Here is a 15,026-nt window from a genome sequence, read left to right as displayed (position 1 = left end):
GTTCAGTGAAGCATGCCGGGCGCGGCGAGCACGAATTCCGGAATCTCGGCTTCGAACTGTGTGCCGTCTTCCGCCACCATCTGATAGGCGCCTCGCATCGTGCCGACCGCGGTCGCAATGGCGCAGCCGCTGGTGTACTCGAAGGCTTCGCCCGGAGCGAGCCGGGGCTGTTCGCCGATTACGCCGATGCCTCTTACTTCCTGCACATGCCCTGCGGCATCGGTGATCACCCAGTGACGGCTGACCAACTGTGCCGGCGTATCGCCTGTGTTCTCGATCGTCACCTTGTAGGCAAAGACGAAACGGCCCGCCTCCGCGTCTGACTGCTCTTCGATGTATTGCGCTTGCGCGGACACGGTAATCGCTGGCGACTTTGCTTCAGGCATGGCGGGTTGGCCGGGTTTGAGTCAGACCCTCATTCAAACGGGCATTCGCGCGGCGCGCCATGTTCGAATTCACGGTCCGTTTCCGGAATCCGTCCGCATCTGGGAAAATCGTGGTTTTGGGGTGGGGGAACACCGTGAGTTATCGCATCGCGCCGAGCATCCTGTCGGCAAACTTCGCCAAGCTCGGCGAAGAGGTTTTGAACGTTCTGGCGTCCGGCGCTGACTGGATCCACTTTGACGTGATGGACAACCATTACGTGCCGAATCTGACGATCGGCCCGCTCGTTTGCGAGGCGCTGCGCCCGCTGACGAACGCGACGATCGATGTGCACCTGATGGTGGAGCCGGTCGACGCGTTGGTGCCGATGTTCGCCAAGGCGGGCGCCAATGTCATCACCTTCCATCCGGAAGCAACCCGTCATGTGGATCGCACGCTGGCGCTGATCCGCGACCACGGTTGCCAGGCCGGCCTGGTGTTCAATCCGGCAACACCCTTGTCCTGGCTCGATCATGTGATGGACAAGATCGACCTGATCATGCTGATGTCGGTGAACCCCGGGTTCGGCGGCCAGAAGTTCATTCCGCAGACCTTGGTGAAGCTCGCGGAAGCGCGCAAACGCCTCGATGCATGGGAGCTGCAAACCGGCAAGAAGGTGCTGCTGGAGATTGACGGTGGCGTGAAGGTCGACAACATTGCCGAGATCGCCCGCGCGGGCGCCGACACCTTCGTGGCCGGTTCGGCCGTGTTCGGGGCCGGCAAGGCGAGTGACCCCAATCGCTACGACAGCGTGATCGCCGCGCTGCGCGAGCAGTTGGCCCAGGTCTGAACGATGACGACGCCCCGCTTCGATGTGGATGTGGTGCTGTTCGACCTGGACGGCACGCTGCTCGACACGATCCCCGATCTCCACGAGGCCGCACGGCGGATGCTTGAGGAGCTGGGCGAGCCGACTCGCTCGCTGGACGAGGTCACGCGGTTTGTCGGGCGGGGTATTCCGAACCTTGTGGAGCGCTGCCTGACTGACGGGCGTGCCGCGTGTGACGGGGCATCGCTGGAAGCCGCGGTCGCGGTATTCCGCCGTCATTACGCTGCAGTAAATGGGCGCTCCACACGAATTTACGAAGGCGTGGCGGACACGCTCGGTGCCTTGCAGGCACAGGGCATCCGCATGGCGTGCATCACCAACAAGGCCGGCGCCTTTACGCTGCCCTTGCTCGATCACATGGGCCTGGCGCACTTCTTCGGCTGTGTTGTCAGTGGAGACACCTTGCCGGTGAAGAAGCCCGATCCCGCGCCGTTGCTGCATGCGTGCGAAGCGCTGGGCGTGTCGCCGACGCGTGCGCTGATGGTCGGCGATTCGGCGAACGACGCGCTGGCCGCTCAGTCGGCAGGGATACCTGTGCTCTTGATGACCTATGGCTACAGCGAGGGGCGTGCCGTGGACACCATCGAATGCGACGGGTTAGTATCGGCCTTCCCCGGATTGCTGCGCCTGATCGGGCGCGCTTCGGCCTGAACCTCGACCCTCATGACCTGCGAGAACCTGAACATCGGAAAGGAGCACCTCCCGTCTCGCGCCGCCGCACGATGGCAGCGCACCGGGTGCTCGTGGCGGGCTCTTTAAGCCCCCACACCGCAGTTCTGGCGCGGTTCGCCCGCGCCCTGATGTTCAGGACAATCCGCCCGCGACCAGCTTGAAGTGCGCCTCACCGATTGGGCGCCCGGCGCGGGACAAGAACGTGGAGTCATGATGACCGAATCCGAATTTCTCGCGTTGGCCCAACAGGGTTACAACCGCATCCCCCTGACGCTCGAGACCTTTGCCGATCTCGATACGCCGCTGTCGATCTACCTGAAGCTCGCCAACGAGTCCTGGACCTACCTGCTCGAATCCGTGCAGGGCGGTGAGCGCTTTGGCCGCTACTCCATCATCGGCTTGCGCGCCAACACCCGCATCGAGGTGTACGGCCGCTCGGCCCTGCTGCTGACCAATGATCGCCTCGTCGAGCGTCGCGACTACGGTGATCCGCTCAACTACATTGGCGAATTCATGCAGCGGATCAAGGTGCCGCCGCGTGATGGCCTGCCGCGGTACTGCGGCGGGCTGGTCGGCGCTTTCGGCTACGACACCGTGCGCTACATCGAGCCCAAGCTGGCCAAGCATGAGCCGAAGGACCCGCTCGGCGTGCCGGACATCGTTTTGCTGCTGTCCGAAGAGATCGCGATTGTCGACAACCTTTCCGGCAAGCTGACGCTGGTGGTGTATGCCGAGCCGGAAGTGCCCGGCGCTTATAAGCGCGCGCAGCGTCGCCTGAAGGAGCTGCTTGCGAAGCTGCGTGAGCCGGTCGCGATTCCGCAGGATGTGTCGGTCGAGCCGGCCGAAGCGGTCAGCAGCTTCGGCGAAGAGGCTTTCAAGGCGGCGGTCGGGCGCGCCAAGCAGTACATCGTCGATGGCGACATCATGCAGGTGGTGCTGTCGCAGCGCATGAGCAAGCCCTTCGCGGCCAGTCCGATGGCGCTCTATCGCAGTCTTCGCGCGCTGAACCCCAGCCCGTACATGTTCTACTTCAACTTCGAGGACTTCCATGTCGTCGGCGCTTCGCCGGAGATCTTGGTCAAGCTCGAAGACGGCACCGTCACCGTGCGGCCGATCGCCGGCACGCGCAAACGCGGCGCGACACATGAAGAGGATCTGGCGCTGGAGAAGGATCTGCTCGCCGACGAGAAGGAGCGCGCGGAGCATCTTCAACTGCTCGATCTCGGTCGCAATGATGTCGGCCGCGTTGCTGCTACCGGTACCGTCAAGGTCACCGAGCAGTTCATCGTCGAGCGTTACTCACATGTGATGCACATCGTCTCGAACGTCGAGGGCGAGCTCAAGGAACTCGAAGACAAGCGCGCTGCGCCACTTGCCGTGCTGCGCGCCGCGTTTCCAGCGGGCACCGTGTCCGGCGCGCCGAAGGTCCGTGCGATGGAAATCATCGACGAGCTGGAGCCCGTCAAGCGCGGCATCTACGCGGGTGCCGTTGGTTATCTGGGCTTCGATGGCGAGCTGGACGTCGCAATCGCGATCCGCACCGCAGTACTCAAGGACGGCCAGCTGCATGTACAGGCGGGGGCCGGCATCGTTGCCGACTCCAATCCCGAATCGGAATGGCAGGAAACGCAGAACAAGGCCCGTGCGGTCTTGCGCGCTGCCGAGATGGCCGAACGCGGCCTCGACACCCGATTCGAATAAGGAGCCCTGCCATGCTGCTGATGATCGACAACTACGATAGCTTTACCTACAACCTCGTGCAGTACTTCGGCGAACTCGGTGCCGATGTGCGGGTGTTTCGCAATGACCAGATCACCGTCGAGCAGATCGAGCTGATGCAGCCCGAGAAGCTCGTCGTCTCCCCCGGCCCGTGTTCGCCGGCCGAGGCGGGCATTTCGGTGCCGGCGATCAAGCACTTCGCCGGCAAGCTGCCGATCCTCGGCGTGTGCCTTGGGCATCAGTCGATCGGCGCGGCCTTCGGCGGCAAGATCGTGCATGCCAAGCGCCTGATGCACGGCAAGACTTCGCCTATCTCGCATGCCGACAAGGGTGTGTTCCGCGGGTTGCCCAATCCCTTCACGGCAACGCGCTACCACTCGCTGGCGATCGAACGTGAAACGTGCCCCGATTGCCTGGAAGTGACGGCGTGGACCGAGGACGGCGAGATCATGGGCGTGCGGCATCGCACGCTGCCGATCGAAGGCGTGCAGTTCCACCCGGAGTCGATCCTGACCGAAGGTGGCCACCAGTTGCTGAAGAACTTTCTCGACATGTGAAAGCACATGAATGAAGCGGCCGAGCGCCGCTTCATTCACATGTGCGGAGGATGAGCATGACCCCCCAAGAAGCCCTTCAACGCGTCATCGAACACCGCGAGATCTTCCATGAGGAGATGGTCGATCTGATGCGGCAGATCATGTCCGGCCAGGTGTCGCCGGTGATGATCGCGGCCATCATTTCCGGACTGCGGGTGAAGAAGGAAACCGTTGGTGAAATCGCCGGCGCTGCCACGGTGATGCGCGAATTCGCAACCAAGGTGCCGCTGAAATCCGATGTGCAGACCCTGGTCGATACCTGCGGCACCGGTGGTGATGGCGCGCACACCTTCAATATTTCAACCGGTGCGATGTTCGTTGCCGCCGCCGCTGGGGCGCGTGTGGCCAAGCATGGCGGTCGTTCGGTGTCGTCGCAGTCCGGCTCGGCCGACGTGCTCGAGTCGCTCGGTGTGAATCTATCGCTGAGCCCGGAACAGGTGGGCGCCTGCATCGACGACATCGGTGTTGGCTTCATGTTCGCGCCCAGCCACCATGCGGCCATGAAACACGCAGGCCCGGTACGGCGCGAGTTGGGCGTGCGGACGATCTTCAACATCCTCGGCCCGTTGACCAACCCGGCCAATGCGGCGAATCAGTTGATGGGCGTGTTCCACCCCGATCTGGTCGGCATCCAGGTACGGGTGCTGCAGCGCCTGGGCGCACGCAATGTGATGATCGTCCATGGCTTGGATGGTCTCGACGAGCTGTCGATCTCCGCGCCGACGATGGTGGGCGAGTTGCGCGACGGTGTGGTGCGCGAGTACCGCTTGTCGCCGGAAGATGTCGGCCTGCCGCTGCACGCAGCCTCGGCCTTGCGTGCTGCGACCGTTGAGGATTCACGTGAGATGTTGCTGGGCGCATTGACCGGCAAATTGCCTGCGGCGCGCGATATCGTTGCCTTCAACGCCGGTGCCAGCCTGTACGTGGCGGGCATTGCCGACTCGCTGGCCGATGGCGTCGAGCGCGCCATCGCGACGATCGCGAGCGGCGCAGCGCGGGCCAAGGTCGATCAGCTGGTCGAGTACACCAAGAAATTTGCCGCCTGAGCGACGGAAGAGCCGATGTCAGACATTCTTCAGAAGATCATCGCAACCAAGCGCGAGGAAGTTACAGCGGGCACCGCAGCAGTGTCGCGCGAGGCGATGCGTGCGGCGGCCGATCAAGGTGGGCCGCTGCGTGATTTTGTCGGGGCCCTGCGTGCAAAGATTGCGGCGGGGCAGTCCGGTGTGATCGCCGAAATCAAGAAGGCAAGCCCGTCCAAAGGCGTGATCCGCGCCGATTTTCGCCCGGCCGAGATCGCAATGTCCTACGAGCAGGGTGGGGCGGCCTGCCTGTCGGTGCTCACTGACCGTGACTACTTTCAGGGCTCGCCGGACTACCTCAAGGCTGCACGCGCAGCCTGCTCAATGCCGGTGCTGCGCAAGGACTTCATTGTCGACAGCTACCAGGTACATGAAGCGCGCGCCATGGGGGCCGACTGCATTCTGCTGATCGTGGCGGCCTTCCTGCCGCCCGAGGGCGCGGTGGGCCACGCTCCGGCGACTGCACTGGCGCAGTTGTCCGCGCTTGAGGCAGAAGCCAACGCCTTGGGTATGGCGGTGCTGGTCGAGGTGCATGACGCGGACGAACTCGATATCGCGCTGCAATTGAAGACGCCGCTGGTCGGCATCAACAACCGAAACCTGCGCAGCTTCGCAGTGAGCCTCGACGCCACTTTGTCACAGCTGCACCGCATTCCTACCGACCGAATCGTCGTCACCGAAAGCGGCATTCTGTCGCCCGCTGATGTCGCGACGATGCGCGCGCGGCAGGTCAATGTGTTCCTCGTCGGCGAGGCGTTCATGCGCGCGGCGGATCCTGGCGCCGAGCTGGCGCGACTGTTCGCCTGAGTCGGCGTCGGCCGCAGCATGCAGGCTGACGAAGCCACTCCCGAGACCCCGGCGCCAGCCTCGGAGCCGCGACCCGGCATCGTGGGGCGTGCGGCGCGGCGTCCGCTGGCGATTCTGCTGGGGGCGGCGGCGGCGGTACTGCCTTGGGTGGCCATCAGCTGGTCGATCGGTACCGAAGGCGGGTTGCGCTTTCTCGCGCATGCGCTGGACGTCGCGACCCGCGGCCAGATCCGCATCGAGCAACCGAGTGGTCGGCTGGCTGATTCCCTGCGTGCGGAGCGCTTCGTGTTCGCCATGGCGGGCGTCGATGTCGATGCCCGCAAGCTCGCCATCGACTGGTCGCCCTCGGAACTGCTGAGCGGTTGGGTGCATGCAAAGCGGGTGCGGGTGCAGAGCCTTTCGGTCACCTACACGCTGTCACATGAGCCCAGCGGCCCGCTCAACGCCATCGCGTTGCCGATAGGGCTGCGCCTGGATGATGTGGCACTCGGTCATTTCACGTTGTTCCAGCGCGATGGCGCGAAGCTCGACCGCATGTTCGAGTTGCGCGAGGCGTCTGCCGCCGCGGACATGGGGCACGAGCTTTGGCGGTTTTCGCACGTCTCCGGCACCACCGACTGGGGCCCGGCACGACTCGATGGCGCGCTCGCGACGATGGCGCCGTTTGCCATCGACGCCGTGGGCAACATTTCGGCGCACTACGGTGCGCATCCGATCGAGGCCAAACTCGCGGCGCATGGGTCGCTGACCGACATGACGCTGGGCTTGCAAGCGAGCAGCGACGCAATGAAGGCCGATGGGGAACTCGGCTTGCGGCTGTTCGAGCCGATGTTGCTGCGGACCATTGCGCTGGAGGGCGGCCCGATCGATCCGAGCCGTTTTCATCCGGATGCGCCGGAGGCCGCGTTGCAGGTGCGTGTGCGGCTGCAGCCGGCGCTTGACCCGCACGGGGTGCCAGAGGCTGCACGGCTTGCCGAGTCGCGCATCGAGGGGCCTTTTGAGATCACCAACGCCGCACCGGGGCGCATCGACCAAGGGCGTCTGCCGATCGAACGGGCCTCCGGCCGCCTGACCTTTGATGCGAGCGAGTTGATCGTCAAGGAATTGGCGCTTGCGCTGCCGGGGGCTGGGCGTATCGCCGGCGCCCTGGCCTGGCGTCCGTCGCCAGAAGGGGCGCCGGATGCGATTGGCCGCACCGACGCGAGGATCTCGCTCGCTGGCATCGATCCGGCAAAGCTGCACAAGGCGCTGCCGACGGCGCGCCTGGGTGGCGAGTTGGTCGCGCGTGGGGAGCCGGCGCGTCAACGCCTCGAAGGCAAGCTGAGCGATGGCCGCCTGGTTGCGGATCTCGCCGGGGATTTGCGCGGGGAGCGCATCGAAGTGGAGCGACTGCGCCTGACCATGGGCACCATGCTCGCGAGCGCGACGGGCTGGATCGATCTCGGCGCCGCAAAGAATTTCAAGGTCAACGGCGAAGCCCGCGACCTTGATCCGGCTGCGCTTTGGAACCAGGCGCCGCGTGGCCAGTTGAACGGTGCGCTGGCGGCGAGCGGCCGCTTGTCACCGCGTCTGGCGCTCGACGGCCAGTTGCAGCTGACGGATAGCCGGCTCGCTGGCATGCCGCTGTCGGGGGGCGGTTCGCTGTCGCTCGATGGCTCGCGAATTCATCACGCCGATGTGAACCTCGCCGCGCTCGGCAATCGGCTGGCAGTCCAGGGCGCTTTCGGCGCGGCTGGCGATCGGCTCACGCTGCGGATCGATGCGCCGCAACTCGAACATCTGGGGCAAGGCTTCTCGGGCCGCCTGTCCGCTCGCGGCACGCTGGGCGGTACGCTGGATCAGCCCGCCGGGCAGATCGACCTCGTTGCGTCGCAGCTCGCGGTGCCCGATGTCGTCCGTGTGGATGCGGTGAATCTGCGTGGCCGACTGAGTGAGGGGCGAGAAGGCGCGATCGACATACGGTTTACGCTGGGCGGCCTGCGCTCGGCGGCGGGCGCGGAACAGATCGTTCATCGCGGCGCCCTTACCGTGCTTGGCAAGCGCTCGGATCATCGCGTGACCCTGGAGGCGGACTTCCCGCGCTCCCATGCATTGCAGCTCGCCGCGCATGGCGGCCTGTCGGATCGCCTTGACTGGAACGGCATGCTTGACCGCTTCGACCTTGAGTGGAACGGCGAGGCGTCGCTGGCCGAGCCGGCTACGCTGGAAGTCGGGCCAGACCACTTCCGACTTGGCAAGACGCGCTTGCTCGGCGATCGCGCATCGTTCCGGCTCGACGAAACCCGCTGGAACCCGGACGAGATTGTTGCCAAGGGTTCGATGACGGGCTTGCGCCTGGGGCTTGCGCTCAATGAATCGCAGCAGGTGGTCGCACGCGGCAACACGCTGCAGATGGGTGCCGAATGGGACTTGCATCTGCAGAAGGCGGTCAACGGGCAGATCCGTGTGTTCCGCGAAGCGGGTGACCTGGTGCTTGAGGGGGACGCGCCGGTTGCGCTGGGCCTCACCGAATTCGAAGCCATCATCGCAGCCAACGACGACCGGCTTGCCCTTGCTGCAAGTGCTGCCGGTACGCGCATCGGCGTGATTTCGGCCTCCGCCACCGCGCAGTCGCGCCGCGAAGGCAAGGGCTGGCGAATCGCACGCAGCCTGCCGCTGTTGGGCCGCGCGCGCCTTGAGGTGCCGTCGGTTGATTGGATTGGACCCCTGCTCGATCCGAACCTGCGCACCGAGGGCGGATTGACCGGCGACTTTTCCCTGAGCGGCACGCCGGACAACCCGGTTGCTACTGGTGCCATCAGCGGCGAACGCTTGGGGCTGATGCTGGTGGAGCAAGGGCTGCGGCTCGGCGGTGGGGTGCTGAAGGCGCGCTTCGATGCCGATCGGCTTTATCTCGATGATCTGTCCTTCACGTCACCGAGTCGCGTGCGGCCCAACGAAAAGCGCATCGACTACGCGGGCCTGACCGTCCAGCCCGGTAGCGCGACGGCTACCGGCACGGTGGAGCTCGCAACCGGCGAGGGCAGTTTCCGTATCAACGCCGATCGCCTGCCTATCCTGCAGCGGCGTGACCTGTGGCTGATGTTGTCAGGCGAGGGACAGATCAAGACGGGCTGGGATTCGATGGCGGTGACGGGCAGCGTGACGGTGCCGGCCGGCTTCATTGGGCCGACGCGTACCGGCGCGCCAACGCTTGACGACGACGTTGTGGTGCGCGGGCGTACCAAACCGCAGGAGAAGCCGTTCCGTATCACCGCCGATGTCGAAGCCGATCTGGGCAATGCGCTCTACCTGCACGCCTTTGGTGTCGATACCCGACTTGCCGGCGCGATCCGTTTGCGCGCACGCCCAGGCGAGGCGCTGCGTGCCAGTGGGCGTATCGAAACCCGTGATGGGCAGTACGACGCCTATGGCCAGCGCTTGTCGATCGACGAGGGTCTGATTACCTTTCAGGGACCGCTGGACAATCCGACCTTGTCGATCGAAGCGGTCCGTAAAGGTCTGGCGGTGGAGGCCGGCGTGCAGATCAGCGGCTCGGCGCAGCGGCCCAAGGTCCGGCTGATTTCGGAGCCGAACGTGCCGGACGCCGAGAAGCTCTCGTGGATCGTGCTCGGTCGGGCACCGGGCGGCAACTCCGATGGCGATGCGGCCTTGCTGATGGCGGCGGCCGGTGCTGTGCTGGGCGACCAGACAGGCGGGCTGACGAACCAGATCGCGAATACGTTCGGTATCGATCAGATCATGATCGCGCAGTCGGAAAACCGAGGCCTCGGCCATGGCGCGACGAGCCAGGTTGCCGGCTCGGCGACCGGTTTTTCAAGCAGCAGCGCGAGCGCAGGTGGCGATACGGTCGCCGGCCAGGTGGTGATGCTCGGCAAACGGCTGACGCGGGATATCAACCTGACCTACGAGCAAAGCCTCAGCGGTAGTGAGAGTCTGGTGAAGCTGAGCTATGCGCTGACGCGCCGCGTATCGATGGTGGCGCGCGCGGGTAGCGACAACGCGATCGATCTGCACTACAACATCAGTTTCCGTTGAGCCACTTCGCGGACTTCTGCCCGTTGGCGTGCGCCCTGACGAGAATCTCCGCGGTCTGGCGCGATCTGCAGACACCCAAGGTCAGCGCGCCGGCGCGCGCAACCCACTCTCCATAGCGGCCATCGAGGGTTCCCGCGACGCGACCATCAGGTGTGCGAACGATCCAGATCCCGTCCGCTTGTTTTTCTACCTTCATGATTTTCGCGATCGGCAGATCGGCCGAAAAATTGAGCGCTGAACTGTGAAACAGTGTTGCATTGCTGCGGTCGAAACGGAGTGCGATTGGCTGGTCGCAAGTTTACACGGAGGTGAGCGATGGATGTACGGGCAGGTGTGCAGTCGGCAGTGCTGGGCGGGGGATGCTTCTGGTGCCTAGAGGCTGTCTTCGAGCAGATGAAGGGTGTGCTGGCGGTGACGTCAGGCTATTGCGGTGGGCATCTTCCCGATCCGTCGTACGAGGCTGTATGTCGTGGCGACAGCGGGCATGTTGAAGTGGTGAAAGTCGATTTCGACGCGGGTGTCGTCAGCTATCGCGATCTGCTGGAAGTGTTCTTCGCAATCCACGACCCGACGACCCCAAATCGGCAGGGCAACGACGTCGGGCCGCAGTACCGCAGCGCGATCTTCTATACCGACGAGGCGCAGGGTGCCGAGGCGCGATCCTTGATCGAAGCGCTGATGCGTGATCGTGTTTTTGCTGACCCGATCGTTACCGAGATCGCACCCTTGCCACGGTTCTACCCCGCGGAACGCTATCACCAAGGGTATTTTCGGGGTCATGAAGCGCAACCGTATTGCTCACTCGTGGTCGCGCCGAAGCTCGCAAAATTCCGCAAGAAGTTCAGCAACTTGTTGAAGTGACGGGTTTTTCTTGATTGTTGTGGGCGAAAGGCCGTTCGTGGCATAAAATTACGCTTTCGTTACATTTGGCCGAGAGCCCCCATGTTTGCTCGTCTGATGCCCCGAGAGGGGCGTTTTTTTGAATCCTTCGATGCTGTTGCCGTCAAGGCAGTTGAAGCCTCCCGTGAACTTGCTGCGCTGATGACGGACATCAACCAGCTGCCCAGCCGTCTTCGCCGCATTGAGGCGGTGGAGAAGGAAGCGGATACGCTGACCCATGGCACGCTGGAATTGCTGCACAAGACCTTCATCACGCCGATCGACCGCGAAGACATCCACGCTCTGGCGCTGCGGCTCGACGACATCCTCGACGTGTGTGAAGCGGCCGCACTGACGGTGTACGAGTACGACATCCAGAAGCTCACGCCGGAGGCCAAGGAGCTGGCCGACTTGTGCGTGCAGGCCACCGAGAAGGTGCGCGAGGCAGTGGCCCTGATCTCCAACATGGAGAACGCCAAGCGCATTCTGGAGCTTTGCAAGGAAATCGGCAGCATCGAGGACGAGACCGACGTCGTCATGCGTGGCGCGATGGCCCGCCTTTTCCGCGAAGAGCCGGAGGTCCGTCAGGTGATGAAGATGCGTACGGTGTACGAGCGCCTCGAAGACATGGCGGATCGTTGCTACATCGTTGCCACCATTCTCGAAGGCATCGTGTTCGAGAACGCGTAAGCGTTCCCGAACATGATTGCTGGACTCACCGGGGTTTCCTGATGACCTTCGAGGTTTTGCTCGTTTTGCTGGCACTCGCGTTGCTGTTCGATTTCATGAACGGCTTTCACGATGCAGCAAACTCCATTGCCACGGTCGTGTCGACCGGCGTGCTCCGCCCGCAGTGGGCTGTGCTGTTCGCCGCGTTCTTCAATTTCGTGGCGTATTTTCTGTTTCCGTTGAAGGTGGCTGCCACCATTGGCAAGGGCACGATCGATCCCTCGATCGTCGATCACTACGTGATCTTTGGCGCACTGATGGGCGCCATTGTTTGGAACCTGATCACTTGGTGGTACGGCATCCCTTCCAGCTCGTCCCATGCGCTGATTGGTGGCTTGGTTGGGGCGGCGGTTGCAAAGTCGGGCACCGACTCGTTGATCGCCTCGGGTGTGCTGAAGACAGTTGCCTTCATCGTCGTGTCGCCGATGCTCGGCATGCTGCTAGGTTCCCTGCTGATGTTGGCCGTCTCCTGGATCTTCTTCCGAACCGCGCCACGGCGGGTCGATAAGTGGTTCAGGCGATTGCAACTGATGTCGGCCGCGCTCTACAGCCTGGGTCACGGGGGCAACGATGCGCAGAAAACGGCCGGCATCATCTGGATGATGCTGGTGGCGGCAACGGTTTCGCACCCGGAAATGGTGCCGCACTGGATGCAGGCAACGCCGGACCATCTGCCGCACTGGGTGGTGATCGCGTGTTACGTGATGATTGGCCTCGGCACCATGTTCGGTGGCTGGCGAATCGTGAAGACCATGGGCCAGAAGCTCACCAAGCTGAAGCCGGTCGGCGGCTTCTGTGCTGAAACGGGTGGCGCGATGACGTTGTTCCTCGCCACCTCGCTTGGCATTCCGGTGTCGACGACGCACACGATTACCGGTGCGATCGTCGGCGTGGGCTCATGTAACAACGTCAAAGCGGTGCGCTGGGGCGTGGCGGGCAACATCGTCTGGGCTTGGATCCTGACGATTCCGTGTTCCGCGTTTGTTGCTGCGCTGTCCTGGGAGATCGGTCGCCGAATCTTCTGAAGTCGGATCAGCGTCGGGTAGTTTCGCAAGGGCGGCCTTCGGGCCGCCCTTGCTGCATTTTGTGGCGCCAACATGCGATGATCGTAGACCACGATCAGCACGGGTGTTGGTCGTGCGTTCGGCGGGCCACGACCGGCCCGCCTGGTATTTGGAGATCGAAATGAAGAAGTCACCCCTCGCGCCACGCAACCCACTGGTTGCTGCGGCGCTGCTCCGCAAGGCCGGAGCGCATCAGAAGACCGGTAAGGCGCTGCGCCGTGCCGAGCGCATTGCCCTGCTGGCGGCCTTTGGACGTCGTGGCGATCGGGACGACGGCAGTTTTTCCGGCAAAGCCCATGCGCATCGCGTGGGCTTCGCCGGAGCGAACTGACCGTTTGCCTCGCTGACTAAACCGCCACAAGCCGGATAAAACGATGAACAGCCCCAGCACCCAACGCGAAACCGAGATCCGCGCGCGCATCGACCAGCTGCGCGCCGCCCTGCGCCGCCACGGCGTGGATGCCTGCCTGGTGCCGTCTGCCGACCCGCATCTGTCGGAATACCTTCCTGAGCACTGGCAAGCCCGGCAGTGGCTGTCCGGCTTCACGGGTTCGATGGGTACGCTGGTCGTTACAACCGATTTCGCGGGCGTGTGGGCCGACAGCCGTTACTGGGTGCAGGCCGAGGCCGAACTCGCTGGCACCGGCATCACGCTGATGCGCATCCCGACGGGTAACAACACCCAGCATGTCGACTGGCTTGCGGCTAACCTGCCGGAAGGCGGCTCGCTGGCGGTCGATGGCAGCTCGCTCGGGCTGGCCGCGGCGCAACAACTGCGCGCGGCATTCGGCGGGCGCGCAATCACGCTGCGCGCCGATCTGGATCTCGTCGCCGAGGTGTGGTCCGACCGCCCGGCACTGCCAGCGGCGCCGGTGTATGAGCATTTGCCTCCGCATGCCGCGACTTCGCGTGCGGACAAGCTCGCCGGTGTGCGCGCTGCGATGGCGGCACATGGGGCAGGCTGGCATTTCCTCTCGACGCTCGACGACATCGCCTGGCTCTTCAATCTGCGCGGTTCGGATGTCAGCTATAACCCGGTGTTCATCGCTCACGCATTGATCGGTGCCGACACGGCGACGCTGTTTGTGGGTGGAGGGAAAGTGCCGGCCGCCCTGGCTGAGCGGCTGGCAACGGACGGTGTCGTGCTGGCGCCCTACGACGCGGCGCCTGCGGCCCTTGCGGCATTGCCGGCCGACGCGACGCTGCTGCTCGACCCGCGCCGCGTGACGCTGGGGCTGCGCGAAAAGGTGGCGGAAGGCGCGCGTGTTGTCGAGGCAATCAACCCGAGCACCTTGGCCAAGTCGCGCAAGACCGCCGCCGAAGCGGCGCATGTGCGCGAGGCGATGGCACAGGATGGGGCCGCGCTGGCCGAGTTCTTCGCATGGTTCGAATCGGCGATCGGCCGCGAGACGATCACCGAGCTGACGGTCGACGAGAAACTCACCGCCGCGCGTGCGCGTCGCCCCGGCTTCGTCAGCGCGAGTTTCGGCACCATCGCGGCCTGGAATGCCAATGGCGCGATGCCGCACTACCACGCGACCGATGCCTCGCATGCCACGATCGCGGGCGATGGTTTGCTGCTGATCGATTCGGGTGGTCAGTACCTCGGCGGCACCACCGACATCACCCGCGTCGTTGCGGTGGGTACCCCTTCCGCGGCCCAGAAGCGCGATTTCACGCTGGTCCTCAAGGGCATGATCAGCCTGTCGCGTGCGAAGTTTCCGCGCGGCACCCTGTCGCCGGCACTCGACGCGCTGGCGCGTGCGCCGATCTGGGCCGAGGGCATCGAGTACGGCCACGGCACCGGCCATGGTGTCGGCTACTTTATGAATGTGCACGAAGGGCCGCAGTCGATCTCGAAGGCGATTCCGAATGCCGACATGGCGATGGAGCCGGGCATGATCACCTCCAACGAACCGGGCATCTATCGCCCCGGCCAATGGGGCGTGCGGATCGAAAATCTGCTGCTCAACGTTGAGGCCGGCAGCACCGAGTTCGGCGACTTCCTTGCCTTTGAAACGCTGACCCTGTGCCCGATCGATACCCGTTGCATCGACCGCGGCCTGCTGCGCGACGACGAGGTCTCCTGGCTCAACGCCTATCACGCTACGGTGCGTGAGCGTGTTGCGCCCCTGGTGACCGGAGCAGCGCTCGCCTGGCTTGAGGCGAACACGCAGGCGATCTGATC

Annotated in this window: 14 protein-coding genes; 12 read left to right on the top strand and 2 right to left on the bottom strand. The window is 64.2% G+C overall.

The features are described from left to right. Positions 1–2 precede the first annotated feature (2 nt). Entirely contained in the window at positions 3–386 is a 384-nt protein-coding gene (gene apaG, locus JY500_RS16650; protein ID WP_172196890.1) for a Co2+/Mg2+ efflux protein ApaG, read from the bottom strand. 134 nt (positions 387–520) lie between these two features. On the opposite strand from apaG, the gene rpe reads away from it, so the two are divergent. The 7 genes from rpe (at position 521) to JY500_RS16615 (ending at position 10,166) form a co-directional block, all read left to right on the top strand. Next, positions 521–1,213: a ribulose-phosphate 3-epimerase gene (gene rpe / locus JY500_RS16645; protein ID WP_246479658.1), complete on the top strand. Its 693-nt coding sequence runs from the start codon at positions 521–523 to the stop codon at positions 1,211–1,213. A gap of 3 nt (positions 1,214–1,216) precedes the next feature. After that, entirely contained in the window at positions 1,217–1,903 is a 687-nt protein-coding gene (locus JY500_RS16640) for a phosphoglycolate phosphatase (RefSeq protein ID WP_206253868.1), read from the top strand. 234 nt (positions 1,904–2,137) lie between these two features. Continuing rightward, positions 2,138–3,625 carry an anthranilate synthase component I gene (trpE, locus tag JY500_RS16635; protein WP_172196896.1) on the top strand — a complete coding sequence of 496 codons (1,488 nt, stop codon included), beginning with the start codon at positions 2,138–2,140 and terminating at the stop codon, positions 3,623–3,625. Positions 3,626–3,636: 11 nt separating this feature from the next. Next, on the top strand, positions 3,637–4,200 hold the full coding sequence (locus tag JY500_RS16630; protein WP_206253867.1) for an anthranilate synthase component II: 564 nt from the start codon (positions 3,637–3,639) through the stop codon (positions 4,198–4,200). A gap of 50 nt (positions 4,201–4,250) precedes the next feature. Beyond that, complete coding sequence (trpD, locus tag JY500_RS16625; protein WP_206253866.1) at positions 4,251–5,285, top strand: anthranilate phosphoribosyltransferase; 1,035 nt, start codon at positions 4,251–4,253, stop codon at positions 5,283–5,285. 15 nt (positions 5,286–5,300) lie between these two features. Continuing rightward, a complete protein-coding gene (trpC, locus tag JY500_RS16620) occupies positions 5,301–6,128 on the top strand; it encodes an indole-3-glycerol phosphate synthase TrpC (RefSeq protein WP_206253865.1) in 828 nt (275 codons plus the stop codon). A gap of 18 nt (positions 6,129–6,146) precedes the next feature. Then, entirely contained in the window at positions 6,147–10,166 is a 4,020-nt protein-coding gene (locus JY500_RS16615) for a translocation/assembly module TamB domain-containing protein (RefSeq protein ID WP_206253864.1), read from the top strand. On the opposite strand, the gene JY500_RS16610 is transcribed toward JY500_RS16615, so the two are convergent. Beyond that, on the bottom strand, positions 10,153–10,362 hold the full coding sequence (locus tag JY500_RS16610; protein ID WP_172196906.1) for a hypothetical protein: 210 nt from the start codon (positions 10,360–10,362) through the stop codon (positions 10,153–10,155). The genes JY500_RS16615 and JY500_RS16610 overlap by 14 nt on opposite strands. A gap of 119 nt (positions 10,363–10,481) precedes the next feature. Between JY500_RS16610 and msrA the strand changes: the two genes are divergently transcribed. The 5 genes from msrA (at position 10,482) to JY500_RS16585 (ending at position 15,024) form a co-directional block, all read left to right on the top strand. After that, positions 10,482–11,027 (top strand): peptide-methionine (S)-S-oxide reductase MsrA, encoded by a 546-nt coding sequence (gene msrA / locus JY500_RS16605; protein ID WP_206253863.1) that lies wholly within the window; start codon positions 10,482–10,484, stop codon positions 11,025–11,027. A gap of 81 nt (positions 11,028–11,108) precedes the next feature. Then, the gene (locus JY500_RS16600; protein WP_172196910.1) at positions 11,109–11,735 is read left to right on the top strand and encodes a DUF47 domain-containing protein; all 627 of its coding nucleotides are present in this window, start codon (positions 11,109–11,111) and stop codon (positions 11,733–11,735) included. 41 nt (positions 11,736–11,776) lie between these two features. Beyond that, positions 11,777–12,799: an inorganic phosphate transporter gene (locus JY500_RS16595; protein WP_172196912.1), complete on the top strand. Its 1,023-nt coding sequence runs from the start codon at positions 11,777–11,779 to the stop codon at positions 12,797–12,799. Positions 12,800–12,959: 160 nt separating this feature from the next. Next, positions 12,960–13,169 carry a hypothetical protein gene (locus JY500_RS16590; RefSeq protein ID WP_172196504.1) on the top strand — a complete coding sequence of 70 codons (210 nt, stop codon included), beginning with the start codon at positions 12,960–12,962 and terminating at the stop codon, positions 13,167–13,169. Positions 13,170–13,212: 43 nt separating this feature from the next. Continuing rightward, the gene (locus tag JY500_RS16585) at positions 13,213–15,024 is read left to right on the top strand and encodes an aminopeptidase P family protein (protein WP_206253862.1); all 1,812 of its coding nucleotides are present in this window, start codon (positions 13,213–13,215) and stop codon (positions 15,022–15,024) included. The last annotated feature ends 2 nt before the right edge of the window (positions 15,025–15,026 follow it).

This window comes from Niveibacterium microcysteis, from assembly GCF_017161445.1.
GTDB classification, from domain to species: Bacteria; Pseudomonadota; Gammaproteobacteria; order Burkholderiales; family Rhodocyclaceae; genus Niveibacterium; species Niveibacterium microcysteis.
Note: the sequence above shows the minus strand (reverse complement) of the source record. Positions and strands in the feature narration are given on the sequence as shown.

Excerpts from the sequence above, each read along its gene's own strand:
- apaG (WP_172196890.1), bottom strand. The coding sequence starts at position 386 with ATGCCTGAAGCAAAGTCGCCAGCGATTACCGTGTCCGCGCAAGCGCAA.
- JY500_RS16640 (WP_206253868.1), top strand. The coding sequence starts at position 1,217 with ATGACGACGCCCCGCTTCGATGTGGATGTGGTGCTGTTCGACCTGGAC.
- trpE (WP_172196896.1), top strand. The coding sequence starts at position 2,138 with ATGACCGAATCCGAATTTCTCGCGTTGGCCCAACAGGGTTACAACCGC.
- JY500_RS16630 (WP_206253867.1), top strand. The coding sequence starts at position 3,637 with ATGCTGCTGATGATCGACAACTACGATAGCTTTACCTACAACCTCGTG.
- trpD (WP_206253866.1), top strand. The coding sequence starts at position 4,251 with ATGAGCATGACCCCCCAAGAAGCCCTTCAACGCGTCATCGAACACCGC.
- trpC (WP_206253865.1), top strand. The coding sequence starts at position 5,301 with ATGTCAGACATTCTTCAGAAGATCATCGCAACCAAGCGCGAGGAAGTT.
- JY500_RS16615 (WP_206253864.1), top strand. The coding sequence starts at position 6,147 with ATGCAGGCTGACGAAGCCACTCCCGAGACCCCGGCGCCAGCCTCGGAG.
- JY500_RS16610 (WP_172196906.1), bottom strand. The coding sequence starts at position 10,362 with ATGAAGGTAGAAAAACAAGCGGACGGGATCTGGATCGTTCGCACACCT.
- msrA (WP_206253863.1), top strand. The coding sequence starts at position 10,482 with ATGGATGTACGGGCAGGTGTGCAGTCGGCAGTGCTGGGCGGGGGATGC.
- JY500_RS16600 (WP_172196910.1), top strand. The coding sequence starts at position 11,109 with ATGTTTGCTCGTCTGATGCCCCGAGAGGGGCGTTTTTTTGAATCCTTC.
- JY500_RS16595 (WP_172196912.1), top strand. The coding sequence starts at position 11,777 with ATGACCTTCGAGGTTTTGCTCGTTTTGCTGGCACTCGCGTTGCTGTTC.
- JY500_RS16590 (WP_172196504.1), top strand. The coding sequence starts at position 12,960 with ATGAAGAAGTCACCCCTCGCGCCACGCAACCCACTGGTTGCTGCGGCG.
- JY500_RS16585 (WP_206253862.1), top strand. The coding sequence starts at position 13,213 with ATGAACAGCCCCAGCACCCAACGCGAAACCGAGATCCGCGCGCGCATC.